Here is a 24,754-nt window from a genome sequence, read left to right as displayed (position 1 = left end):
GACCCACTATAAATGGAAAAGTTCGACCCAACACAATCCACGGAGGTCATGATCATGAAAAAAGTGAAAAAGTCCAGAAAAGCCGTTACAACGGCATCCATCTCCATGCTGTCTGCCATGCTGCTGCTCTCGGCATGTGGTGGTGGTAGGGCAGAGGGCGGTGCAGCCAGCGAAGCCCAGTCACCTGATGGCAAAGTGACATTGAATTTTATAACACAGAGCTCTCCGCTGGCCCCTGCTGACCCGAACGAGAAGCTGATTAACAAGAGACTCGAAGAGAAAACCAACGTGCATATCAACTGGAAGAACTATACGAGTGATGTGTTTAAGGAAAAAAGGAACCTGGCGGTAGCCAGCGGTGATTTGCCAGATGCCATTTTTGACGCGGCTTATACGGATTATGAGCTCCTGAAACTGGCGAAGGACGGGGCCATCATTCCACTGGAGGACCTGATTGAGCAACATATGCCCAATCTGAAAAAGGTACTGGAGGAAGCTCCCGAATACAAGAGCATGATTACAGCTCCAGACGGACATATTTATTCCTTTCCCTGGATTGAGGAGCTCGGCAGTGGCAAGCAGCGCATACAGGCGGTGGACGACTTGCCCTGGATCAACGTGGAGTGGCTGAACAAGCTTGGACTGAAGATGCCAACGACAACCGAAGAACTGAAGAAAGTGCTGATTGCGTTCAAAACCCAGGACCCGAATGGCAATGGCAAGGCAGACGAAATTCCGCTGTCTTTCATTAACAAACCCGGTGGTGAAGACTTGACATTCCTCTTTGCGGCATTTGGACTCGGGGAGAACTGGGATCATACCGTGGTGACCAACGATGGCAAAGTGGTATTCACGGCAGCTGATGAAGGCTACAAGGAAGCGATCAAATACATCCACGAACTGGTTCAGGAAGGTCTCGTTGATGTGGAGGCTTATCAACAAGATTGGAACACCTATCTGGCCAAAGGAAAAGATCAAAAATACGGCATGTACTTCACCTGGGATAAGGCTAACATTACGGGCATGAACGATACCTACGATGTAATGCCTCCGGTAGCAGGGCCAACAGGGGAAGTCAATGTAACAAGAACCAATGGCATCGGACTTGACCGGGGACGCATGGTGATTACGAGCAGCAACAAAAACCTGGAATCCACTGCAAAGTGGGTAGATCAGTTATATGATCCACTCCAATCCGTCCAGGACAACTGGGGGACATATGGGGATGAAACTCAACAGAATATCTTTGAATTCGATGAAGCCAAAGGCATGCTGAAACATCTGCCGCTGAAAGGCGCTGCACCTGTAGAGCTCAGACAGAAAACGAGTATTGCAGGACCACTGGCGATTCTCGACAGCTACTATGGCAAATACACAACCAAGCCAGAAGATGCCGCATGGCGCATGGATCTCCTGGATAAATACATGGTTCCACACATGAAAGCGGAAAACGTGTATCCAAGCGTGTTCTTCTCCATCGATGAATTAGATCGTTTGTCTACGATTGAAACGGATCTTTTTGCTTACGTGCTGCGGATGCGTACTGAGTGGTATCAGAATGGGAAGATCGATCAGGAGTGGGACGCTTATCTGAAAGAGTTGGATCGTCTTGGCTTGCAAGAATGGCTTCAGATTAAACAAGCGGGATATGACCGCAATAATAAATAAAACAACGGGTGGAAAACAGGGGCTGTGCTAGTTTGATTTTAAGCCAATGCATTGTCCCCTCATCCAAGCTTAAATGGAGGAGAAACCATAATGTCTACGGTTTTTAAACAAGATTACAGAAGCACCTACCATTTCTCGCCGAAGGAGAAATGGATGAACGACCCGAATGGCATGGTATTTTTCAAGGGAGAGTATCACTTGTTCTATCAGTATCATCCTTATGGTACAACGTGGGGGCCGATGCATTGGGGCCACGCGGTTAGCAAGGATCTCGTTTCTTGGGAAGAGCTGCCTGTGGCTCTTGCTCCCGATGAGAATGGCACGATATTCTCGGGTAGTGCCGTGGTGGATTGGGAGAATACTACCGGATTTTTCGAGGATGGGCCGGGGTTGGTAGCCATTTTCACCCATCACCTCGAAGTGGAGAATCAAAATCCGATTCAGCGACAAAGCCTCGCGTATAGTAAGGATAATGGGAGAACGTGGATTAAGTACGAGGGTAACCCTGTATTGAAGCATGACTCGTTCGTTGATTTCCGTGACCCCAAAGTATTCTGGCATGAGCAGAACGAAGAGTGGGTGATGATTATCGCTAGCGGTCAGACGGTTTGCCTGTACCGTTCCCCCAATCTGAAAGATTGGGAATTCTCGAGCGAATTCGGTGAGGGTATTGGTTCGCATGACGGCGTATGGGAGTGTCCCGATCTGTTCCTGCTGAATGTGGATGGAGAGCCAAGTCTGCAGAAATGGGTGATGCTGGTCAGCATCGGTGCGGACCCTGCCTTCACAGAAGGTTCCAGAACCCAGTACTTTACTGGCGAGTTCGATGGAAAGACATTTGTACCAGACGAGGCTTCACATGCTGTTCGGTGGATTGACCATGGTCGTGATAATTATGCTGGAGTGAGTTGGTCCGATATTCCTGCAGAGGATGGCAGACGTCTCTTTATCGGCTGGATGAGCAACTGGATGTATGCCAACCTCACACCAACCGAAGATTATCGAGGTGCCATGACTATTGCTCGGGAACTGGCGCTGGAGACCAGGGGCGGAGAAATTGTATTGATCCAGCGTCCGGCACACGAATTGGAGCAAGCCAGAACTCCGGTCTTGTCCTTGCAGGACGTTTCGATAGGTCATGTGCAGGAACAACTGAAAGACCTGAAGCTGGTCAGTTATGAGATTCATATGGAGTGGGCACCGAATCAGTCAATCCATTTTGCATTGAGAAGCGGGGCAGGAAACGAAACGGTTGTGGGTATCGATTGTGAACGAAATGAGGTTTATGTGGATCGCAACCAATCGGGAGTTTCTGATTTTCATGAACATTTTTGTGGTCGTCATGCAGCTCATTTGTACACCACAGAGGGGAACCTGAACCTGCGTATCTATGTCGATGAATCATCTGTAGAGGTTTTCGCTAATGACGGGGAAGCAGTAATCACGGATTTGATCTATCCGGACGCGAGTTCCAAGGGGATTTCAATGGAGGCAAAAGTCAGTGATATCGTTATCTCATCACTGAATATTTATGAGTTGTCTTCGGTGAAGAGCGAAGGATAGGCGGATGAGAGCAAGGAGGAACGAGTCATGCGCATAGGGGCGATTGAAGCGGGCGGAACGAAGTTCGTCTGTGGTATTGGCGATGAACACGGAGTTATTCAGGACAGGATCAGTTTCCCAACGGAACATCCGGATAGGACACTTTTGAAGGCTGTTGACTATTTTAGGGATAAAGGGGTAACAGCGATCGGGATTGGTTCCTTCGGTCCAATTGATCTTCGGAAAGATAGCCCGACCTATGGTTATATCACAACGACACCCAAGCCGGGTTGGGGGAATTGTAATGTTGTAGGGACTCTTCGACGCGAGTTCCCCGTTCCGATTGGTTGGGATACCGATGTAAACGCGGCTGCCCTTGGTGAACTCAAATGGGGAGCAGCCCAAGGATTGCACAGCTGTGTATACTACACGATTGGCACAGGGGTTGGGATTGGTCTGATTGCAGAAGGGAAACGGGTACACGGATTGATGCACCCGGAGGGTGGTCACATCATGACGAGAAGGCACCCGGATGACCCATATCATGGATTATGCCCCTATCATGGTGATTGTCTGGAGGGAATGGCAGCAGGCCCCGCAATTGAAGCCCGCTGGGGGCGAAATGGCAGTGAATTGGCTGTGGATCACCCTGCGTGGGCGATGGAATCCTTTTATCTGGCTGAGGCCATTACGTCTTCCATTCTCCTTCACTCTCCGCAGAAGGTGATATTAGGCGGTGGTGTGATGCAGCAGGCTCATCTGTTCCCCATGATTAGGGAGCGGGTTGTGCGAAATCTGAATGGTTATGTGAATGCAGCTCAGATCACGGAACATATCGACCAATACATTGTACCGCCGGGACTTGGACAACAGGCTGGACTGTGCGGGGCCGTTGCGCTGGGGTTGGAAGCACTGCAACATTCGGCGGCGTCTGTTTCATAGTTTGTGAATCAAGCTACATCTCAGGAGGGGCAGGTACAGGTTACTTATTTTGCATAAGGAACTGTATGGTGCCCCTTTTTGGATTTTTGGTATCTGTGGTATAGAGGTGTGAGATATGGATGTGCATGGTCAATTAAAAGAAAAGAGGGTATGCCATGAAATTTATTTCGGGATTCATCGGGTGTGTCTTGCTGTTAAGTGTTCTCGGATCTGCTTCTGTAGGTGCGTATTCCATCCATTCTGATGAGGGTAGGGAGATGCCAATGGGTGCAAAGGGAACATCCGAAACAAATGAAACGACCGTAGAACAACCAGAGGAGGGGGCTGACATATTGTCGGACGTGTCCAAGGCAGTAACGAATTTGTCGGGTTGGAGAATGGAGGGCAAAGGCAGTCTGGAAGATACGGATGAAGGAATCCGTCTGACTTCAGATGCCGGGGAGAATGCGATAGCCATATCAGCCACACGAGCCGATAATTTTATCTACGAAGCTGACTTGATGATTCAGGATATGAAAGCGGATACAAGTCTTGTTTTTCGCTCCAATGATACAGGCTGGGCTTCATATATGCTGCAAGTCATTCCCCAGGCTGGTGTGATACGTCTAAAAGATGCAAGTGGACAGCCGGGAACGTTAAATGTAGAACATAAAGTAAGCCTGGATTCTGGAGGTATCTATCATCTGAAAGTGAAAGCGAACGGGGAGAGCCTTCAGGTATATTGGGATAATCGGTATGACCCGGTGATTGATGTGAAGGACGGTGCCTACTCATCAGGGAATCTGGGGCTCCATGTATGGGATGGGGCGGCTTTGTTCCAGAATGTGCAGGTCAGTGCCATGAATGGCAACATGGGCAAACCGATGAGCAGCATAGGCGAATGGCAGCCGGATTTGAAAGGCTATAAAGGGAATGGAAACGCTCAGGGCAAAGGAAGAGTCATTTACGAGAAGGCGGCGTCTGATTTTGTATATGAGGGGAATATATCTCTAGCAAATACGAGTACCTCAGCAGGGCTGTTATTCAGGGCGAGTCCAGACGGAGCGAGGGGGTATGAAGCAGCCCTGATCAGGGAAGGGGAAGAAGTTCGGGTGCAGCTGCGAAAAGCTGATGGTACCGTGCTCGCCAGCTCGGATCGAACATACCCAAGCCAACCGGGTGCGAAGCATCACGTTGAAGTTATTGCCTCGGTCGACCTTATTCAGGTGTATATGGATGGTTATTCTCCGGCGGCTGTGGAGGTCACGGACACAAGTTATGCAAGTGGTCATGCAGGGTTTGTTGTTCAACAAGGTACGGCCTATTTTCAGGATACATACATCACCGAGGAGTCGGCGTACTATAAGGAAAACTATCGTCCCCAGTACCATTATTCTCCGATTCGGGGATCGGCAAGCGATCCGAACGGGCTGATCTATTACGAGGGAGAGTATCATCTGTTTCATCAGGATGGAGGTACTTGGGCTCATGCAGTCAGTTCTGATCTTATAAATTGGAAGCGTTTACCTATTGCCTTGCCATGGAATGATCAGGGCCATGTATGGTCGGGATCGGCTATTGCCGATCTTAATAATGCATCCGGTCTATTCTCGGATTCGGGTGGTAAGGGTCTGATTGCATACTACACGTCTCATCATCCGGATAAACCGGGTGGCAATCAGCGCATCGGTCTTGCCTACAGCACCGATCAAGGCCGGAATTGGAAATACGCTGAAGATCGTCCGATTGTCATTGATAACCCTGGCAAGAAAGGTGATGATCCGGGGAGTTGGGATTTTCGTGATCCGAAGGTCGTTCGGGATGAAGACAACAACCGCTGGATTATGGTTGTATCCGGTGGCGATCACATCCGGTTCTTTACTTCAACGAATCTGCTCGATTGGACATTAACCGATAACTTCGGATACGGGGACTACGTTCGTGGTGGTGTATGGGAGTGTCCTGATCTGATTCAGCTGCCTGTAGATGGAACAGGTCAGCGTAAGTGGGTGCTTATGATCAGTACAGGGGCCAATCCCAAGACCCAGGGTTCTGATGCGGAATATTTTGTAGGCCAGCTGACAGCTGATGGGAAATTCCTGAACGATTATCCAGCAGGGCAGGTGTTGAGAACGGACTTTGGGAAGGAGTTCTACGCATCGATGTCCTTTGCAAATATGCCAGACCAGCGGAAAGTCATGCTTGCATGGATGACGAATTGGGATTACCCGTTTGAATTTCCAACCTCCTCTTGGAAAGGACAACTGACCATTCCGAGAGAAGTATCGCTTCGAACCACGGATGAAGGAGTGCGATTGGTACAAACACCAATCACCGAGCTCCAGACACTGCGGCACGACCTGTATAGTGCACAACAAATGCTGGTTGGACCAAAATCAAAAAATATGCTTGATGGTCTAACAGCGGGGGCTTATGAGATTGAAGCTGAAGTGGAAATTCCGGCTAATAGTCCTGTAACCGAGTTCGGTTTTCAACTGCGTAAAAGGGAAGGACAGAAAACCACAGTAGGATACAGCGTGAATAAGCAGAACCTGTTTGTGGATCGCACCACCTCGGGTGACGTGAGCTTCTCCGACCTATTTACCAAGGTTCATGAGGCCCCGTTACAACCGGAAAATCAAAAGGTGAAGCTGCGCATATTTGTAGATGAATCCTCTGTTGAAGTCTTCGGCAATGATGGCAAGGTTGTTTTCTCGGATGTCATTTTTCCAGATCCGGCAGGCAGAGCAATGTCGTTCTATAGCCTTGGTGGGGAAGTGAAGGTCAGCTCCATGAAGGTGCACGCCTTGGACAACATCTGGAGAAAGAGCACGTCCTCTAGGACGCAGGTTATTGCAGATGTGCAAAGAAGGATGGCGAATATAGGGCAGACTCAAACCCTGTACGCCACAGTTGAGGGCGGACTGGGTAAAGGTGTTCAACCGTTGAAATGGAAAGTGAGCGATCCTAAAGTGGTGCAGATCGTTCATTCTGGCAAGACGCAAGCGACGGTTAGGGCCGTGGGTGGAGGCGAAGCAGTAGTAACGGTATCGACAGCTAACGGCAAAGCTTCTGCCAAAATACCGATTACAGTATCCAGCGGCACATTCCACACCAACTTGTCTGGCTGGAAGTCGGATCAATCATCTGCCCAATGGCTTGTTTCCAAACAAGGCATACAGGGCAGCCATAATGGAGATTCACAGTATATCGCAAAGGAAACGGCAGGCGATTTTCAATATGATGCTGACCTGACGCTGGGCGCTCAAGGGGGAGCGGGGTCTATTGTATTCCGTGCCAGCGAGGATGGACGAAGCGGCTATTATTTGAATATTGACCCTAATCTGAAGGCCATCCGACTTTTTTATAAAGTGAACGGGAAAATCGAAAATCGGCAGGTGCTTGCCCAAATCCCAAGATTCATTCGTAAGGATCAAACGTATCACATCCGGATTCAAACAGACGGTCCCCGTATCCAGGTTGAAGTAAACGGTGAGCGAATAATGGATCTTCAGGATGGAACGTTCGCCGAAGGACATTTTGGAATTCATGTATTTGGTGGCAGTGTCTCCTTTCAGAATGTGAATGCCATCCATACGAAGAAAGCAGATCTGGAGCAGGTGATAATTCGTAACACAGGACGTTCTATTGCGTTGCAGGCTGTTCCATCTGAAGCAGGAGAAGTGATAAAGGTTGCTGAGAATACAGAGAATGCAAGTGAAGGCTTCAAATGGGTACTTGTACCGACAGGCGATGATTCCGGCTCTTACTCCATTCGAACTTTGAGTGGAATGTCTCTTGATTGGGATGTAGGACAGAATCGTATTCAGCTCTATTCGTATCTTGGTTATGCGAATCAACGCTGGAACATTTCAAAGAATGAGGATGGGACGATGCGTATTACAAATGCACATAACGGGCACGCACTCGGCATATCCGAGGATGGATCAGAACTGGTGATGGGTGAGCTTCGTCAAGAGAACAAGTATCAAAAATGGGTTTTTAAGCAACAATAATAGTGAAAAGGGATGCAGGTATCGCCAAGCGCGCTCACGGTGAACATTTACGAATTGTTTTCGCTAGTTTATACCTATCGTTCGCTTTTATGTGTTATTTACATGTTAACTATATCTTTTGGGTTGCCTAAAATCGTAGATATATGTATAATCAATCGTGTTAACACGTCGAACGTACGGTAGTAAATGATGTGGGTGAGTTCATGGAACTGCTGGACAGTAATGAGAGCAAGAAGAAGATGTGCCAGTATTATAACGAAATTTCGAAGGAACTGTTCGGCTTTGGGACCACTCTCCTGAGAGTGACCATTGATCAGAACATCGTGACCTTCTACGCGAAGCACCGACGTTCACCGCGCTCTGACGCCCTGGAAGGGGAGGCCCCCGGCTTGAAGCTGGAAGTGGACTTCCGCATGTCTGTCTTGTATAAGAAGAAATTCAGGGAGAAGTTGGAGCAACACATGGGTTTGCCAATCGAAGCTGTATTACGGGATTATGATGCGTCCACGCAATGGGCCATTACGAATGTGATATTGGAACAGGCATAGGATGGATCGACTGGTTCGATACATGCGTTGTACGTGGTTCCCGTTCATGGTTCTAATTCCGAACAAACAATTTCATATGATGGCGTCTGTCTTCGGATTGATTCTGAAGCAGAAACCGATGATGTACCGGCAGCGGGTGTCGCTTTCCTTTGTTTACGAAGAAAAGTGTTCTTGTTTATACAAGAATGCTTTTCTTTTTGTTTTTTTAAGTTGAACTATATAAGCCGACTAACAAAGATTTACACTGGCACTCCGATGACAGAACAACCTTCCGATCGCTATTATTCCCAGATTTCTTCGATGGTATTTAGAAAGGGTGAAATCCGGAAATAGGCGTATGCTTCCGAAGTAGCTTTCTTTCAGAAAGCTTTCAGGCGAACGCTTCGCTTCTACAGGTTTTTTCTGTCCTCTACGTTATTGTGTAAAATTTTTAGTTGAGAATATCAAGCTAGTTCAACTTAATGGTTTGGGTTGTTAAAACACACATATTAGGGGGAATAGGATCATGATGAAAAAGTGGATTAGCGGTTTGGCGGCAGTGGCAATGACATCGGTATTACTTGCAGGATGCGGCAGCAGTACAGAGAATGCAACAGGCGGATCAGGCAGCGGGGGCACGGCGCCAACCAAACTGGTCATCTCCACTTGGGGGTTCTCGGAAGATTTCTTCAATGAAGAAGTATTTGGTCCATTTGAAAAAGAACATAATGTAGACATCGTACTTGAAGTGGGTAACAACGCGGAGCGTTTGAACAAAATCCGCCAAGGTACATCCAATGTCGATGTGATCTATCTGTCCGATTACTATGCACAGCAAGGCATCGATGAAGGTTTGTTTGAGAAAATCGACCGCTCCAAAATTCCGAATGTGAACGATATTTATGATATTGCCAAAGCACCGCTTGGCGAAGATTACGGCCCGGCCTATACGGTTGGACAGCTCGGAATCGCCTATAACCCGGACCTCGTTTCCAAAGAAGTGACTTCATGGTCTGATCTGTGGGACCCGGCATTTGCCAATAACCTGACCATTCCGAACATTACAGCAACAGCAGGCCCAATGGTATTGGATGCAGCTTCCCGTGTAGCCGGAAACGAAACATTTAATGAAGATGCAGCATTTGCGGAACTTAAAAAATTAAGCGGCAACGTTGTTAAATTCTACACTCAAACTTCCGAATTCGTGAACATGTTCTCCCAGGAAGAGATCGCTGGCGGACCGATTATGGAAATGTACTTCAAAGATCTGAAAGCGGCTGTGCCAAATGCGAAGTTTGTTACACCTAGCGAGGGTGCGTATGCAGTTATGAATACGATCAACGTCGTGAAAGGCAGCAAAAACAAAGAACTCGCTGAAGAATTCATCAACTGGCAGCTGAGCCAGGATGTACAAGCCAAATCCGCTAAAGCCAAAGTGGATTCCCCGGTAAATACGAAGGTTGAATTGACTGCTGAAGAAGCTGAAGGCGTAACGTATGGTGCAGACGTGGTTGGCAAGCTGAACAAGCTGGATATGGAATTTGTGAATCAACAGGCCAAAGCATGGACAGATCGTTGGAACCGTGAAATTGCCCAATAAGCTTAATCAGCGTTAGAACGATGAGGTTGAATGGCAGTAGAGATATGGATTGTGCTCGACAAACCAAATTTGCAGCAAGCAATCATTTAACGGCAGAGGAGTTGGGAATGCATGAGTGAAACAGGAAATCGCATCATTCTGGATGTGGATACCGGTATAGATGACGCGCTGGCAATTCTGCTGGCCGTCAAGAGTCGGAAGCTGGACATTCTCGGCATTACCACAGTCTGTGGGAACGTATCACTCCAACAGGCGACGGATAACACATGTAAAATTTTAGAACTGGCCGGAGCGACCTCCATTCCAGTCATTGCCGGAGCGGCTGGCCCACTCACGCGCAAGTCTCACTATGAACACCGGGTACATGGACAAGACGGATTGGGTGGTGCGCTGCCTGATCCGGCGGTGTCCAAGCGGGCGGATGAAGGCTTCGCCCCAGACTTTATCGTTGAACAAGCGAAGTTGTATCCAGGCGAGCTAACACTGATTATGACCGCGCCGTTAACGAATCTGGCGCTGGCATTAATGAAATGTCCTGAGCTACCTACATTATTGAAGGAAGTTATCTTCATGGGTGGCGTCGTACGCGGACATGGCAACATTACACCGACAGCCGAATACAACACGTATGCTGACCCTGAAGCCGCACGCATTGTACTGCATGCAGGCTTTGAGAAGCTCACGCAAGTAGGTCTGGATGTAACCCGTCAAACGTTGCTAAATGAAGAAGCCATTGGACGGTTAACTGATCCGGTATTACGTGATTATGTGGCACAGAGCACGGAGATTTACATCAAGCGGTATGAAGAAATGAATGGGATACGCGCCTGTGCCCTGCATGATCCACTGGCAGTTGGCGTCGCACTAGCCCCGGAACTCGTTGGACGCAAGTCATATTACGTGGATGTCGAAACCGCCAGCCGATTGTGCGATGGCCAGATGGTATGTGACTTCCAAAATCGTTTGGGCCAGCAGCCCAACACTCTCGTCTGCGAGACCGTGGACGCGGAAGCCTTCCTTGAACTATTTATCAACGCATTAAATGCGTAGCTGTGAGCGTTAAACTCATTTTTTACACAAGAACGAAGTGACAGAAGAAAGCTGGAGAAGCGAAGCGCTCGCCTTTATCCCCGGATTTTACCCCTTTAATAAAGGATCAAAAAAATCTGGGGATAACAGCGATCGTAAGATTCTTCTGGCACGGAGTGTCGATGTGTAAAGTTGTAATTTTAACATGTGAATAAAACCATTTTAAAAGTCAGGAGTACCGCGATGAAGAAATCAGTAATCTACTGGCTATTGCTGCCGGGGTTTGTGTTTTTGGCGGCATTTATGATCATTCCGATTGTCCTGACGATCGGATCGACTTTTTTTCAGGAAAACTCCTTCACGTTTGAAGGATACATGCATTTTTTCAGAGACCCTTACTTTTTGAAAATATTGCTTACGACGCTGCAGGTCAGCGTGGTCACCACCATCGTCTGCGTGGTGCTCGGATTCCCGACAGCTTATTATATTTCACGGAAAGCGCCGCGCCGCAAAGGCATTCTGCTGGCGCTGGCCATCTTCCCGCTGCTAACGAGCCCTGTCGTACGGTCGTTTAGCTGGATGATTATTCTCGGACGCAAAGGGCTGGTCAACAATGCCCTCGTTGGACTCGGTATCGTGGACAAGCCGCTGGATATTCTGTATACGCCGGCAGCCATGATGATAGGTTTGACCCATCTGTTTCTGCCACTCATGATCATCTCTCTGGTGGGTGTGCTTGAGAACATCGATGGTGATCTGCTCAAGGCAGCACAGAGCCTGGGTGCATCACGCTTCACGGCATTCCGCCGGGTGGTTTTCCCGCTGGCCGTGCCAGGGCTTGTGATCGGAGCTGTACTTGTGTTTGTCGGAAGCCTGACGGCTTATACGACGCCTGCGCTTTTGGGAGGCAAACAGCGCGTCATTGCGACGTTCCTCTATCAGAACGCGATGACCCTGAACGACTGGTATCTGGCCTCGGTCGTTGCCGCGATTATGATTGTGATTACATTTGTCGTGGTCGGTGTCATGAACAAAATGGCCAAAACTTTAAATCCGAAGGGGTAGACATATGCGGGAGAAACATATCGGGCTGGGCCTGTTCAGTCTGCTGGTCTTTATCTTTCTGCTGGGCCCGCTTCTGATCATCTCGGTGACTTCGTTTGAACCGGGGACGGTACTCAAATTTCCGCCGGAGGGTTTCTCCCTCCGCTGGTACGAGAATATTTTCAACACAGGCGGTTTCCTCCGCACATTCCAGACGTCGATTATTATTTCCCTGCTGGGGAATTTGCTGGCGCTGTTACTCGGGGTTCCGGCTGCGTATGCACTTAGTCGTTACGATTTCAAAGGCAAGTCCGTGCTGAATGCACTGTTCCTGTCTCCGGTACTCATTCCGGGAATCGTGCTTGGTTTTACATTAATGAAATACCTGATCGTTATCTACCATCTGCCGATGTATCTGGGTCTGCTGATTGGTCACACGATTATTATGCTTCCATTTATTATTCGCGTCATCGCATCGAGTCTGTCGAGCTTTGACTTTGCGGTGGAAGAAGCAGCCCTGAGTCTTGGCGCGGGCCGGGTAAGAACATTCTTCCAGATTGTGCTGCCCAACATTCGTTCAGGAATTATCGCAGCGGTCCTGATTGCCTTTCTGGAGTCCTTCAACAACGTGGACATTTCCGTGTTTATGACCGGACCGGGGGTAAGCACATTGCCCATTCAGATGCTGACCTATGTGGAAAATTATTTTGACCCAACCATTGCAGCTATTTCCGTGTTGCTGATGGTATTAACTGGACTTTTAATGTTCGTGATCGAACGGATCATGGGCGGATTCTCATACTTTACTAAACGTTAATTGGAGGCGCAGAACGCTATGGCATTGCTGACATTAGACCACGTATCCGTGGCATACGATAAGCAGACAATCCTGAAAGATTTTCAGTTGGAGCTGGAAAAAGGCAAGCTGCTCTCCCTGCTCGGACCGAGCGGTTGCGGCAAAACAACTACGCTGCGCCTCATCGCCGGGTTTCTGGAAGCATCTCAGGGCAAGTTTATGTTCGGCGGCAAGGACTACACGAAGGTTCCGGCGAACAAGCGGAACTTCGGATTTGTATTTCAGAGTTATGCGCTGTTCCCGCATCTGTCTGTCTATGACAACGTGGCCTTCGGCCTGCGGATGCGCAAGGTAAAAGACAAGGATATTTCTTCACGCGTCATGCGCATCCTTGAAGTGGTAAACCTGAACGGCTTCGAGAAACGATTCCCGCAGGAACTGTCTGGTGGACAGCGTCAGCGTGTGGCGATTGCCCGCGCACTCGTCATTGAACCGGATTTGCTGTTGTTCGATGAACCACTCAGTAACCTGGATGCCAACCTGCGACTGAATATGCGGGTCGAGATCCGCCGGATTCAGCAGGAGCTGGGCATCACGACGCTATATGTCTCTCATGATCAGGAGGAGTGCTTCTCCATCTCGGATCAGGTAGCGATTATGAACAAAGGCGTGGTCGAGCAGCTCGACCGCCCGGAAACCATTTTCAAATACCCGGCGACGGAATTTGTAGCCCGGTTTATCGGGTTCCATAATTTTATTGAATTCGCAGAGCGCAGTGATGCAGGAGAAGTGATCACGCTGAAAGCGGGAGGTCGTTTGTTCACCGCAACAGCTCATCCTGGAACGGCACGTCCCGGTGCACGCAAAGGTGCGATTCGCCCGGATGATCTGATCGTTAGTGGAGATACCTCTGCAGAAGTGTTGAACGCTTTGCCAGGTATTATCAAAGTAAGCACATACCTTGGACGCAGCTATCAGTACGTCATTGAGACAGAACTTGGCGACTTCACAGCCAATCAGGAGATGGAGACGCCTTATCTCAGCGGACAGCGGGTTAATCTGATTTTCCCGCAGGATAAGCTTGTCCTTGTGGAATAGCGGCAGGAAGCAGAAGCAGCAAAAGAGGCATTTTTTCAGTTGAATCCAGGGTCCCGTTACAGTCTATGGAATGGAAATACGTGATATTGGTGCGGCATATCCAAAATGGCTGTCTCCATTCCATATGGCTAATGGTAAACGGCTGCTCTGGTTCTGGAAAATGCCCATGAAGAAGGAGATTATGCCCCATGCGTGCAGATCAACTAATTGTGAATGTACATGTGTATAACAGTTATTATAAACGATTTGAAATGAACAACGTGGCTGTACTGGACGGCAGATTTATGTATGTTGGTTCAGGCGGGCCGGAGATGATTGAAGCGGATGAAGTGATTGATGCACGCGGACGTTACATGATCCCGGGCCTTATTGATATTCATCTGCACATTGAGAGTACAATGGTGACACCAGCAACCTTTTCCCATGGCCTAATCCGCTGCGGAGTAACGTCCATTGTGGCGGAACCGCATGAGATGGCGAATGTGTTTGGGCTGGAAGGTGTGCAGGAGATGATGTCGGCCAGTCGCGAGACAACGGTGGACATGTTCTACGCTATCCCAAGCTCCGTTCCGGCGACGCCGATGGAAACAACAGGTGGTTCAATCGAAATCGAAGACATGGATGTGCTGCTCGCTACTGGAGAGATCATATGTCTGGGTGAGATCATGAACTATGTGGACGTCATCCGTGATCCGGAATGCAAGACCAATCAGATTCTTCAGCATATTCGCAAAAACTATCCCGATCTTGTGATCGAAGGTCATACACCGAAATTGCTTGGGCTGGATCTGCACCGACTGATCTATGCGGGCGTGGATTCCGATCATACCCATCAGAGCATTGAGGGCTTGCAGGCTCGAATTGCGGCAGGCATGTTCATTGAAATTCAGGAAAAATCGATGACGCCAGAAGTCATGGAGTACCTGATTCAGCATGATGTCGCTCAGCATTTCTGCTTCGTAACGGACGATGTTATGCCGGACTCGCTGGTGGAACGGGGGCATCTCGATCATATCGTGCGTAAGGCCATTCGGATGGGTATGCGCCCGGAAGATGCGATTTACGCTGCAACCTCAACCCCTGCATCCCGGATGAAAATGACCGATCGCGGCAGTATTGCCCCAGGCAAAGTGGCCGATTATGTACTGCTGTCCAACTTGGATACACTTGCAGTAGAACAGGTTTATAAAAAAGGCCGAAAAGCTTATGACGATTACGAACCGTACAAGCAGGACCGGATCAGTGGACAGTTTCCGCCTCATTTTTACAAGAGCGTGCAGTTAAACCTGCTGGGAGCTGAGGATTTTGCGATCCTATTGTCTGATCCAAAGGTGAATGGGAAAGGTGAAGATTCAGCTTCAGAAGCGCAGTTATCGGAACAGGGTTTAAACAACTGCCGGGTCATGATGGTGAAGGATGGTTCAACCTTTGTGGAAGAGCATATTGCACAGGTTCAGGCTGCGAATGGTGAACTGCTCTGGGAAGAAAGCGAATATGGACAGATTGCGACTTTTGAACGTTATGGTGTGAACGGCAATCGGGCGCATGGTTTGATTGGTGGAGATACGATCAAGCGTGGGGCCATTGCGACAACGTATTCACACGACAACCATAATCTATTGGTCGTAGGACGTAATCGCGAAGATATGATTTTGGCAGCTAACACGGTTATTTCGAGCCAAGGTGGCTTCTGTGTGGTGGAAGACGGCAAAGTGTTGTCCCATCTCGAACTCCCTGTGGGTGGCATTTTGACGGAGGAACCGCTGGCGGTCGTATCACACCAAGTGAAAGAGCTGCGTGCAGCGATGTTGTCACTTGGTTATGTGCACTATAATCCGATCATGTCCATCAGTACCCATTCTCTTGCGGTAAGTCCGGCTCTGAAAATTACGGATCACGGCCTGATTGATGTGAATGCAGGTAAGGTTGTTCCGTTGATTGTGGAGTGATGTAGCATAACAAACGATCCCCTGCTTTTGCCACGATGAGTGGTGTAGTGGGGGATCGTTTGTTTATAGTAAAGGATAAATCTAACGTATTTTATATTGTGTCTAAAAAATCATGAGGAGTTTTGGATAAATTAAGTTCCCAAGTTTAACTCTTTTTTCTGTATCGGTGCTTCTCTGCATGCCCTAGTAAGTATAGGAATGCGAAGGCAGGTATTCTCATAATTGAGGTATGACCAAACAATCCAAAATCATCACTTTGTTTAGTGATTAATAATGATGAAGTTGTTTTGTCATTCTTTGACCATTCTACAATTGCCTCAGTTTCCTTAAGACGAGAATCTTCGCGATATTTTACTTCCATTAAGATTTTAAAGCTAGGCATCATAAGGACAATATCAATTTCCTTCTGCGTGCTAGAATCTCGGTAGTATCCAACTCGAGGATTGAAGTTATAGTAAAAAGTACTAATATGTTTGTATACCGCAGATTCTACAATTTTCCCCATTTGATCAGGATCTTGAAGGACTTCTTCACCTTTAACAAGGACTGCATTACGGATCGCTGGGTCGGCCAAATATACCTTCGGTTTCGAGTTCAAGAGTTTTTTTCCCGTCATTTGTACCGGGTAGCTCAAATAAATAAGATTGGCTAATTCCAAGAGTGCCATGTACTTCACAACTGTCGGTCGTGTAATACCCATGTTACTAGCTATTGTAGTTGCTTCCATTATATCACCAGTAGTCATGCACAAATATAGAAAGATTCTCTCTAACTCATCGATATTTCTAACATTGAATAAAGAAACCATATCTCTTTTTAATACTTTATCCACTACATCTTCTCGAATGATTCTTTGTGCATAACTTATGTCGTCAGTCCGAGCAATCTCTGGGAATCCTCCAATCAAAAGATAGCGATGAAAGTGTTTTTCTATTGGCTCCAAATCTTTCATAAGTTGTTCTAGTTCAACTGATGTTAAAGAATTCAAAGATGTCGGACCTAAGGTTTCATTAATGGATGGAACTGGAATTTCTCTAATTTCAAGATATTCATAAAATGAAAGAGTGGGTATCCTAATCTGAGTCCACCTTCCAACACCACTCTCGGGCATCTTCTCACTTAAAATAGGACTCGCTGATCCTGTAGCCATTACACGGTAAGTAGGGAAGGTGTCGTAAATGGTTTTCAACCATCCATTCCATTCATGTGCATATTGAATTTCATCTAAGAAGAGATATATATTTTCATCGACAGCAACATTATTAATAAAAATCTTTAAAATTTTGTCTATTTCAGACATCTTTAAAATTGGGTGGTCAAAAGAAACATATAACAAATTCTTTTTAGGCACACCTGCTTCTAATGCATCATGGATCGTTTGATACATAATAGTTGATTTCCCTACACGGCGTGGACCAGTTAGAATGACATGACGACGAATCTCTGTGTGTTCGAAGCTTTGCTTTGCATCATAATACGCAAAACGTTTAGTTGGTTTAGCAAAATCGTCTTGAACCTTCCCTGACTCCCACCATTTATTAAAACCCCTGAGTACTTGTAATATGCTCTCTTCGGTTATGAGATCTTTCAATTATATTCACCAACCTTCATTTGATGTAATTATATTATACAGTATTTACTGATAAAGTATAATTATACTTTACATAATTCAAGAAAGAATGATTCGGAAATCAAAAATTTCATGCTTATTAATTATTTATTCACTAACATTTTGATGTAGAGAAGCCTTATTCTAAAAATAGAATAACAATTGGATAGCACATGACAGGAGGACAAGCAAAAATGATGGATAAAATAAATGCTGCTAAAGCCATCTTTTTCGACGTAGACGATACCTTGTATGACCACTTGCAACCCCTGAAAGGAGCACTACAGGAGGTACTTGGTCTGCCAGATGATTTCCCGTATGGGGAGGCATACCATCGCTTCCGTTATTATAGCGACTGGCTGTCTGCTCAAGAGGACTTGTCTGCTGTACCCGAACCCGAAGCGGTAGAAAGGATGCGTCATCGCAGATTTGAGCTGACCATGGCGGAATTTGGAAATCCCCTGCAACAGGGGCAGGCTGAAGAACTGCAAGCACAGTATTTGAGTAGACAGTTTCAGATCCAGCCCTTTGATGGAGCATATGAACTTATCCGAAGACTTCTTGCAGAAGGGCATATGGTGGGATTAATTACAAACGGAGAAGGAAAACATCAGCAGCGGAAGCTCGAAGCGCTGGATGTACTCAGTCTTATTCCCGAGGAACGCATTTTCATATCGGGTACCCTTGGTTACGCCAAGCCGGATCGCAGATTGTTTGAGCATGTAAGCAGGCAGACGGGATCGGATTCCGGTTCCAGTTATTATATCGGCGATTCCTGGCGCAATGATGTTGTTGGTGCGGTGGATGCCGGATGGAAAGTGATTTGGTTCAACCATCGTGATGCTTTGCCAGAATCAGAGCATCTGCCTCATCATGTTGCTCGTAGTTATGAAGAGGTAGGCCGTATCCTTACATCCGAGTTGATTCAACAATAAAGCTAGCGCTATGTGCATTGGTGCAGTCCTGATCCTCAGTGAGGATCAGGGCTGTTTTTTGTTATATACCACGTGAGGATTGTCATTGTACACTGGCGAAAATAGAGGTATAGATACTAAGTGTAAGAGGTGTTAAAAGCAGTCTTCTCACACTGTCCAAACATGAAGGCATCTTCATGGAATCTTCATTCGAAAGAGTAGGCTAAAGCCTTCACAAAGGATAAGGGCGGTGTTATAATTAAAACAAGATTTAGATTAAGTCTAAATCACCGGAAGCAAGTTAAATTACGTGATCAAAATCAAAACTATATCGTATTCGAGAGGGGATAAATTCCATGAGCACAATCCAAACTAGAAATAATACTTTTGCAAACCACGCAACTGAACTTCAAGAGGTCCTGAACCGCCAGATCGCAGGTTGGTCTGTACTGTACACCAAATTGCACCACTTCCACTGGTATGTGAAAGGTCCTCATTTCTTCACTCTGCATGCCAAATTCGAAGAGTTGTATAACTTGGCTACGGCGAATATGGACGAAGCCGCAGAACGTTTGTTGGCCATTGGTGGACGTCCGGTCGCAACGATGGCTGAACAACTGCGGTTGTCACCTGTTGAGGAAGCACAGGGACAGTTGTCGGCTGAAAAAATGGTAGAAACCGTAGTTGCTGATCTGCAAGCGATGGTGGGTGTTATTAACCAGGGTATTCAAGCAGCTGGCGAAGCTGAAGATAATGCAACTGAAGATATGTTGATCGGTTTCACTGCTGGATTGGATAAAGAGGTCTGGATGTTAAACGCATTTTTGGGCAAATAAGCTAAGTTACCCTGCATCTTGACAACGATATGTAGAGTCCGTGAACAAAGTGCCCGTTCGCTTACAAATCCGGTGTGCTTGCCGTATAATGATGGCATTCGAGATGTATAGATTGGTGGAATGAACAATGCGGACAGACCTGGAAGAACTGCGGGATGAAGCTGAACGGTTTATATATAGATGTTATGAAGAGCTGGGCCATACGCGCGAAAACGCGCAGGCCCGGCTTGTTGCTGTTTTGAACGAAATTGAGCATACAGGCACATATGTGCACACTGCGGATGAACTGGAACATGGCTGTAAAATGGCATGGCGGAACAGCAACCGCTGTATCGGGCGGCTATTCTGGGATAAACTGCGCATCGTTGATGCGCGTCATGCAGATACGGCTGGAAAGGCAGTGGATGCTGTGCTGACGCACATCAGAGCTGCCACCAATGGTGGCAAGATCATTCCGATGATAACGATCCTTCCACCGGATGGACCGAACGGAGCACCCGTGCGGATTTGGAATCACCAACTCATCCGTTATGCCGGATATGAGACGACGGAAGGCATTATGGGTGATCCTGCATCTGTTGAGTTGACGAAGGTGGCAATGTCGCTTGGATGGCAAGGAGAGGGCACGCCATATGATGTGCTTCCACTCATTATTCAGGTGAAGGGTCAAGCTCCGGAGTGGTATTCTGTGCCCGAGGAAGACATCGTGGAAGTGAGGATCGAACATCCGGAGCGTCCCGAGATTGCTGAACTGGACATGCGCTGGTACGGTGTGCCGATGATTGCCGATATGCGGCTGGAGATTGGCGGCATATCCTATCCGGCAGCACCGTTCAACGGTTGGTATATGGGTACCGAGATTGGCGCAAGGAATTTGGCGGATACCTTCCGGTATAATAAACTGCCTGCAGTGGCGGCAGCCCTTGGTCTGAATACGTCGAGTGAAACGACGCTCTGGAAGGATCGGGCTCTGGTAGAGCTGAATGTAGCTGTGCTGCATTCGTTCAAGAAGGCTGGCGTCAGCATGGTGGATCACCACACGGCGGCAGCGCAATTTGCCTTGTTTGAACAGCGGGAAGAGAAGGCAGGGCGCGAGCTGACAGGCGATTGGGTTTGGCTGATTCCGCCGGTGTCTCCAGCGACGACGCATATTTTTCACCGTTCCTACCGCAATGATATTGTGAAGCCCAATTTTTTTCGTCAGGATCTTGCGTATAGGCTGAAAGATGGTGTGGCATCTGGCGCTGAGTTGCGAAGCAGTGAACAGCTGGCTACACAGGAAGATCACCAGCCCCAGGCCGGAGATACACCAATGAAATGCCCGTTTGCACACTAATGTGCGAGCGGGTTGTTTTTTTGCTGTGTTTTCATCAAGCACAGGCTCTAAAATAGGAAATTAAGATGAATATTGTTTCTCTATATGGAAATGAATTGAACTTCTATAATCAGGATCATGACTTAATATAGGAGGGTTACCCATGGGTTACATTGAATCGCTTCGAGAAATGGTTGGCAATGCACCGGTTATTCTGGTGAGACCGAGTATTTTGATATTGAATAAATCAGGTGAAATTTTGTTGGTTCGACATGTCGACAATACCTGGGGAGTACCGGGTGGATTTATGGAGTTGGGCGAATCGGTGGAAGAGTCGGCGAGGCGAGAGGTCAGGGAAGAGATTGGAATACAGATCAAGAAACTTGTGCTATACGGCGTCTTTTCGGGGAAAGAGTTATATACGAAATTAAGGAATGGACATGAATATTATAATGTGGTCATTGGTTATATATGCACGGAGTTTGAAGGCGAGTTGCAGCCCGACGGGGTGGAAGTTCTTGAAGCGAAGTTTTACAAGCCGACGGAATTGCCTGAGAACACAGACTCTTATTTAAAAAGTAAAATCGAAGAAAATGCACTACATATTGCAACTATATTTGCAAAGGACAAATGAACAGAGGCTGCCCACTGATGTGGGCAGTCTTGTGCGACTACACACGTTTCAATCTGTAACGGCTGCGCATCACCGCCTGCACGGCAATGGCGGCAGCGACCAGAAGCAGATTGAACAAAAACACGGTATACAGCGATCCATACTCTACAAGTAAGGCAGCCACCAGAGGGGAAACGATCGAGCCAATCTCTGCGGCAGAGACGATTTTACCTATGACGGAACTTCTACCCTCGTCCGGGATATGATCCCCAATATGAGCAAAGAACGAATCCATGTAACATGCACCGCCAACCCCGCCGATCAGCATACCTACGTACACCCACACATAAGAAGATGTGCTCAGAAAAACCACCACTTCGATTCCAATCATAAGCATACCGAACATGCAGAGCAGCAGACGATCCCCCATCCGATCAGACAGATAACCTGCGACCGGGGCAGCCGCAAGAGTGGAAATTCCGGCTACGGTAAAGGCAAGACTGGTCGCAAACGGGTCCCAGTGCATGATATGAGCGGCATACAGCGCAAAATAAGTTAGAAATACAGCATAGGCGCTCATCTCCAGAAAATGAACCGTCGCGTAGCCAATCAGTTGCTGCCTCCGGGTAAGTCCGATGGACGGTTCAGGAGTGATTGGGCTAGGAGTAACGTTTACTGGAGAAATGGTATAATCGGCAGGCGTTTGCGTTGGTTTGGCATCAGTTGAAATCACGTCTGAGGCCTGACTGCTCAGCTCACTTCCGGATGCAAGACCTGCCTTTGTTGCGGACCTTATCCCCATTGCCGCACCCACAGCCATCAGACAACACAGCGTAACAAGCAAAAAAGGTACCGATAGCGGCCAGTGCAGCGCAAGCCAGCCACTAATAACCGGACCCAGCACCATGCCCCCACCCTCACTGCTGCTGATATAACCGTTGTACAGGCCGCGGTTATCGACATTGCCCCCATCCCCGATGATGGAGCGCACGACCACCGTTAGTCCGGTCGAAGCGAGCCCTTGCAGCAGCCGCAACAGGCCGAATAGAAGCGCGACAGAAGATACAGCGAAACCGCCCATACAGACAGCGAGAAGCAGCAGCATGGCAATAAGTGCCCGTTTTCCCCCGATTTTCCGATAGAGCGCCGCAGCAGGCACCCCGCCAATTACCTTTCCCACATAAAAGAGTGCAAAAATAACCCCCATCATCCAACCGGACAGGCCGAATTCCTCAATAAACAAAGGAAAGATGGGCAGGATCATGAAACCGCCCATCTGACTCAGAAAACAAATGATCATCAGTAAAGGCAGGTTACGGCGAATATCCACCAACAAGACTCCTTTCGCACAGAACTGAACTCCGAATCTTCCTTCAATCACTCTACATGGATGCGTAGATATCGACATATACCCGTAATGTATGCTGTATTTGTGAGATTAAGAAGAAATAACACAGGGCGTTTACACCAAAAGCATTGCGGATATAGCTGAATCATATAAAGGGGAGCGTGTAGGATATCGAGGGCTACATAAAGGGCAATCAATAAGGCCAGAGATTATAAATAGGTGGAGGTTAAACCAAAGCAGAATCTTATAATCAGTAAAATGAGATGCAGGAATGCGTTGGGAGGGGCTTCTGTGGCTTTGAATGAAAAAAGACACCCAAGTGGTGTCTGTAAAAAAAGTGCAATTGAAATTTAGAGCTGTTAACCTGATCCTACACCATGTGTCATAAGTGTAAGCAGTACATTAGAAATAGGTGCAGTAACTGTAAGCAGTATACTACTTACTCACAGCGTTGAAAGGATTTTTTTTCATGTGAGGAATATATTTTATAATTCAGGCTATTGAATTTCTCTCGCTTGTCCTCATCTTCCCATTCTCTGTGTTGATTAAATACCGTTAGACATTTGATCGTATTAGAGTCACTGCTTATATTACCGGCAAATTCTAATCCCTCAAGTAAAATATCGATGCCTTGGGTACGTTCACGATGTAAATGGTACTTCCCCAGATTAGCTAAAAATGTCGCGTATTCCTCCGCCTTGATTGATTTATTGTATTCTCCAAACGCGCTGTTATATGTCTTGTAAGGGATATGTTCCTGGAAACGATCCAAAATGGCATCAATGTTGATATCAAACCTGTTGGCGATCTTGATAATGTTGCAGAGTGCATGGAAAATTTCGTCAGGCCGCGATGCGATATACTCGATATAGTCGGGCAGATCATCCAGTTCTCCCATATATAATCGGTACAGATACTGGTTAGCTGTTGAAAAGTCATTGAATTGATTAATAATGAGCTTGGCCTCATCGGAAGAATCATGAATCCAGTCATCTGCATTGGTATACAAAACGGTGTATTCAATTGCTCTCTGATATTCTTCATATTGTTCATATACTGCAGCTTGGAGCAGGCGCGCATACAACATGTAGAAGTAAAAAGGGCGAACGGGCTGTTTAGCTTTAGAATCTTTGCGTTTGGCGCGAAGAGAAAGCTCGTACTGAATGGAAGCGAGATGGAACATTTCTTCCGAGAGTTCATCCACCTTGTGCCATTCATGCAGCGAAACATAGACGTGAGCCAGATGTTTGAGTGCTTCCAATTGGTCGGACTCCTCCAGACGATTTGCGTAGGGCTCGAACAATGTGGCGGCCCGCAAATTTTGGGTCAGGTTATCACTTAATGAAAGAAGGAACAATCGATATCGACACAGGGCTAATCGCTCAGAATGCTGGTATTTCTCGATTACACTCACACCCTCATATAGCAACGCGGCGGCCTCGTTGTACTGATCATGGAACAACTCCTCTGCAACCTCAAAAATCAAAGTGCCGTAGTTAGTGTTATCCAGAAGATTGCTCAAAATTAATTTGATGCAATCCAGACGCTTCACCTCTGCACAGCGGATGATAAAAGGGCGCAATCTTCGCCAATCCGGTGCTGTCAAAGTAAAACATTCTTCCACAAACCGCGAATAGAAATGGTCATTCTTCACACCCATGGCTCTTGTAATACCATCAAGCTGGCTCATGGAGAACGGTTTATTCTGATTGATGAGGCGACTGAAAGAGCCTGGATTTATGTTTGCTCGTTGTGAGAACTGGCTTTGCGTTAAATGGTGATTGTTTATGTATTGCAACACTTCCGCTCGTATAGTCTTATTCAGCATGCATGACACCGCCCTTATCATCACCCAAAATTTAGTGTAAAAATCCATATATATGAATTATAATTCTAAAATTTTACAGTGGTCAATATTTTCTTTGGCAA

At 47.2% G+C, this 24,754-nt stretch carries 18 protein-coding genes; 15 read left to right on the top strand and 3 right to left on the bottom strand.

Features of this window, described 5'->3' with window-relative positions; genetic code table 11:
* The first annotated feature begins 48 nt into the window (after positions 1–48).
* From JNUCC31_RS12395 to JNUCC31_RS12345, 11 genes are all read left to right on the top strand, one after another.
* Entirely contained in the window at positions 49–1,668 is a 1,620-nt protein-coding gene (locus JNUCC31_RS12395) for an ABC transporter substrate-binding protein (RefSeq protein WP_416234434.1), read from the top strand.
* A gap of 90 nt (positions 1,669–1,758) precedes the next feature.
* On the top strand, positions 1,759–3,231 hold the full coding sequence (locus tag JNUCC31_RS12390) for a glycoside hydrolase family 32 protein (protein ID WP_192271493.1): 1,473 nt from the start codon (positions 1,759–1,761) through the stop codon (positions 3,229–3,231).
* Between the two features lie 27 nt (positions 3,232–3,258).
* Entirely contained in the window at positions 3,259–4,152 is an 894-nt protein-coding gene (locus JNUCC31_RS12385) for an ROK family protein (protein ID WP_192271491.1), read from the top strand.
* A gap of 155 nt (positions 4,153–4,307) precedes the next feature.
* Positions 4,308–8,147 (top strand): GH32 C-terminal domain-containing protein, encoded by a 3,840-nt coding sequence (locus JNUCC31_RS12380; protein ID WP_323374375.1) that lies wholly within the window; start codon positions 4,308–4,310, stop codon positions 8,145–8,147.
* 203 nt (positions 8,148–8,350) lie between these two features.
* A complete protein-coding gene (locus JNUCC31_RS12375; protein ID WP_024632855.1) occupies positions 8,351–8,695 on the top strand; it encodes a Na-translocating system protein MpsC family protein in 345 nt (114 codons plus the stop codon).
* A 508-nt stretch (positions 8,696–9,203) separates the two neighbouring features.
* Complete coding sequence (locus tag JNUCC31_RS12370) at positions 9,204–10,274, top strand: ABC transporter substrate-binding protein (protein ID WP_192272949.1); 1,071 nt, start codon at positions 9,204–9,206, stop codon at positions 10,272–10,274.
* Positions 10,275–10,385: 111 nt separating this feature from the next.
* Positions 10,386–11,324, top strand: coding sequence for a nucleoside hydrolase (locus JNUCC31_RS12365; RefSeq protein ID WP_192271489.1), 939 nt, complete (start codon positions 10,386–10,388; stop codon positions 11,322–11,324).
* Between the two features lie 222 nt (positions 11,325–11,546).
* Positions 11,547–12,368: an ABC transporter permease gene (locus JNUCC31_RS12360; RefSeq protein WP_192271487.1), complete on the top strand. Its 822-nt coding sequence runs from the start codon at positions 11,547–11,549 to the stop codon at positions 12,366–12,368.
* A 4-nt stretch (positions 12,369–12,372) separates the two neighbouring features.
* A complete protein-coding gene (locus tag JNUCC31_RS12355) occupies positions 12,373–13,164 on the top strand; it encodes an ABC transporter permease (protein ID WP_192271485.1) in 792 nt (263 codons plus the stop codon).
* 18 nt (positions 13,165–13,182) lie between these two features.
* The gene (locus JNUCC31_RS12350; RefSeq protein WP_192271483.1) at positions 13,183–14,241 is read left to right on the top strand and encodes an ABC transporter ATP-binding protein; all 1,059 of its coding nucleotides are present in this window, start codon (positions 13,183–13,185) and stop codon (positions 14,239–14,241) included.
* Positions 14,242–14,429: 188 nt separating this feature from the next.
* A complete protein-coding gene (locus JNUCC31_RS12345; protein WP_192271481.1) occupies positions 14,430–16,190 on the top strand; it encodes an adenine deaminase C-terminal domain-containing protein in 1,761 nt (586 codons plus the stop codon).
* 145 nt (positions 16,191–16,335) lie between these two features.
* Here the strand turns inward: JNUCC31_RS12345 and JNUCC31_RS12340 are convergent, their stop codons facing one another.
* Positions 16,336–17,781 (bottom strand): ATP-binding protein, encoded by a 1,446-nt coding sequence (locus JNUCC31_RS12340; RefSeq protein WP_192271479.1) that lies wholly within the window; start codon positions 17,779–17,781, stop codon positions 16,336–16,338.
* A gap of 215 nt (positions 17,782–17,996) precedes the next feature.
* Between JNUCC31_RS12340 and JNUCC31_RS12335 the strand changes: the two genes are divergently transcribed.
* The 4 genes from JNUCC31_RS12335 (at position 17,997) to JNUCC31_RS12320 (ending at position 21,498) form a co-directional block, all read left to right on the top strand.
* Positions 17,997–18,734: an HAD family hydrolase gene (locus JNUCC31_RS12335; RefSeq protein WP_192272947.1), complete on the top strand. Its 738-nt coding sequence runs from the start codon at positions 17,997–17,999 to the stop codon at positions 18,732–18,734.
* A gap of 335 nt (positions 18,735–19,069) precedes the next feature.
* Positions 19,070–19,549: a Dps family protein gene (locus JNUCC31_RS12330; protein ID WP_192271477.1), complete on the top strand. Its 480-nt coding sequence runs from the start codon at positions 19,070–19,072 to the stop codon at positions 19,547–19,549.
* A gap of 127 nt (positions 19,550–19,676) precedes the next feature.
* A complete protein-coding gene (locus JNUCC31_RS12325; RefSeq protein ID WP_192271475.1) occupies positions 19,677–20,885 on the top strand; it encodes a nitric oxide synthase oxygenase in 1,209 nt (402 codons plus the stop codon).
* A gap of 142 nt (positions 20,886–21,027) precedes the next feature.
* Positions 21,028–21,498 (top strand): NUDIX hydrolase, encoded by a 471-nt coding sequence (locus tag JNUCC31_RS12320; RefSeq protein WP_192271474.1) that lies wholly within the window; start codon positions 21,028–21,030, stop codon positions 21,496–21,498.
* A 37-nt stretch (positions 21,499–21,535) separates the two neighbouring features.
* On the opposite strand, the gene JNUCC31_RS12315 is transcribed toward JNUCC31_RS12320, so the two are convergent.
* Positions 21,536–22,807 (bottom strand): MFS transporter, encoded by a 1,272-nt coding sequence (locus JNUCC31_RS12315; protein WP_192271472.1) that lies wholly within the window; start codon positions 22,805–22,807, stop codon positions 21,536–21,538.
* A 457-nt stretch (positions 22,808–23,264) separates the two neighbouring features.
* On the bottom strand, positions 23,265–24,515 hold the full coding sequence (locus tag JNUCC31_RS12310) for a transcriptional regulator (protein WP_228469629.1): 1,251 nt from the start codon (positions 24,513–24,515) through the stop codon (positions 23,265–23,267).
* Positions 24,516–24,754 lie beyond the last annotated feature (239 nt).

The sequence above is a fragment of the Paenibacillus sp. JNUCC-31 genome, assembly GCF_014844075.1.
Classification (GTDB): domain Bacteria; phylum Bacillota; class Bacilli; order Paenibacillales; family Paenibacillaceae; genus Paenibacillus.
The sequence above is the reverse complement of the archived record's forward strand: the minus strand, read 5'-3'. Positions and strand labels throughout refer to the sequence as shown.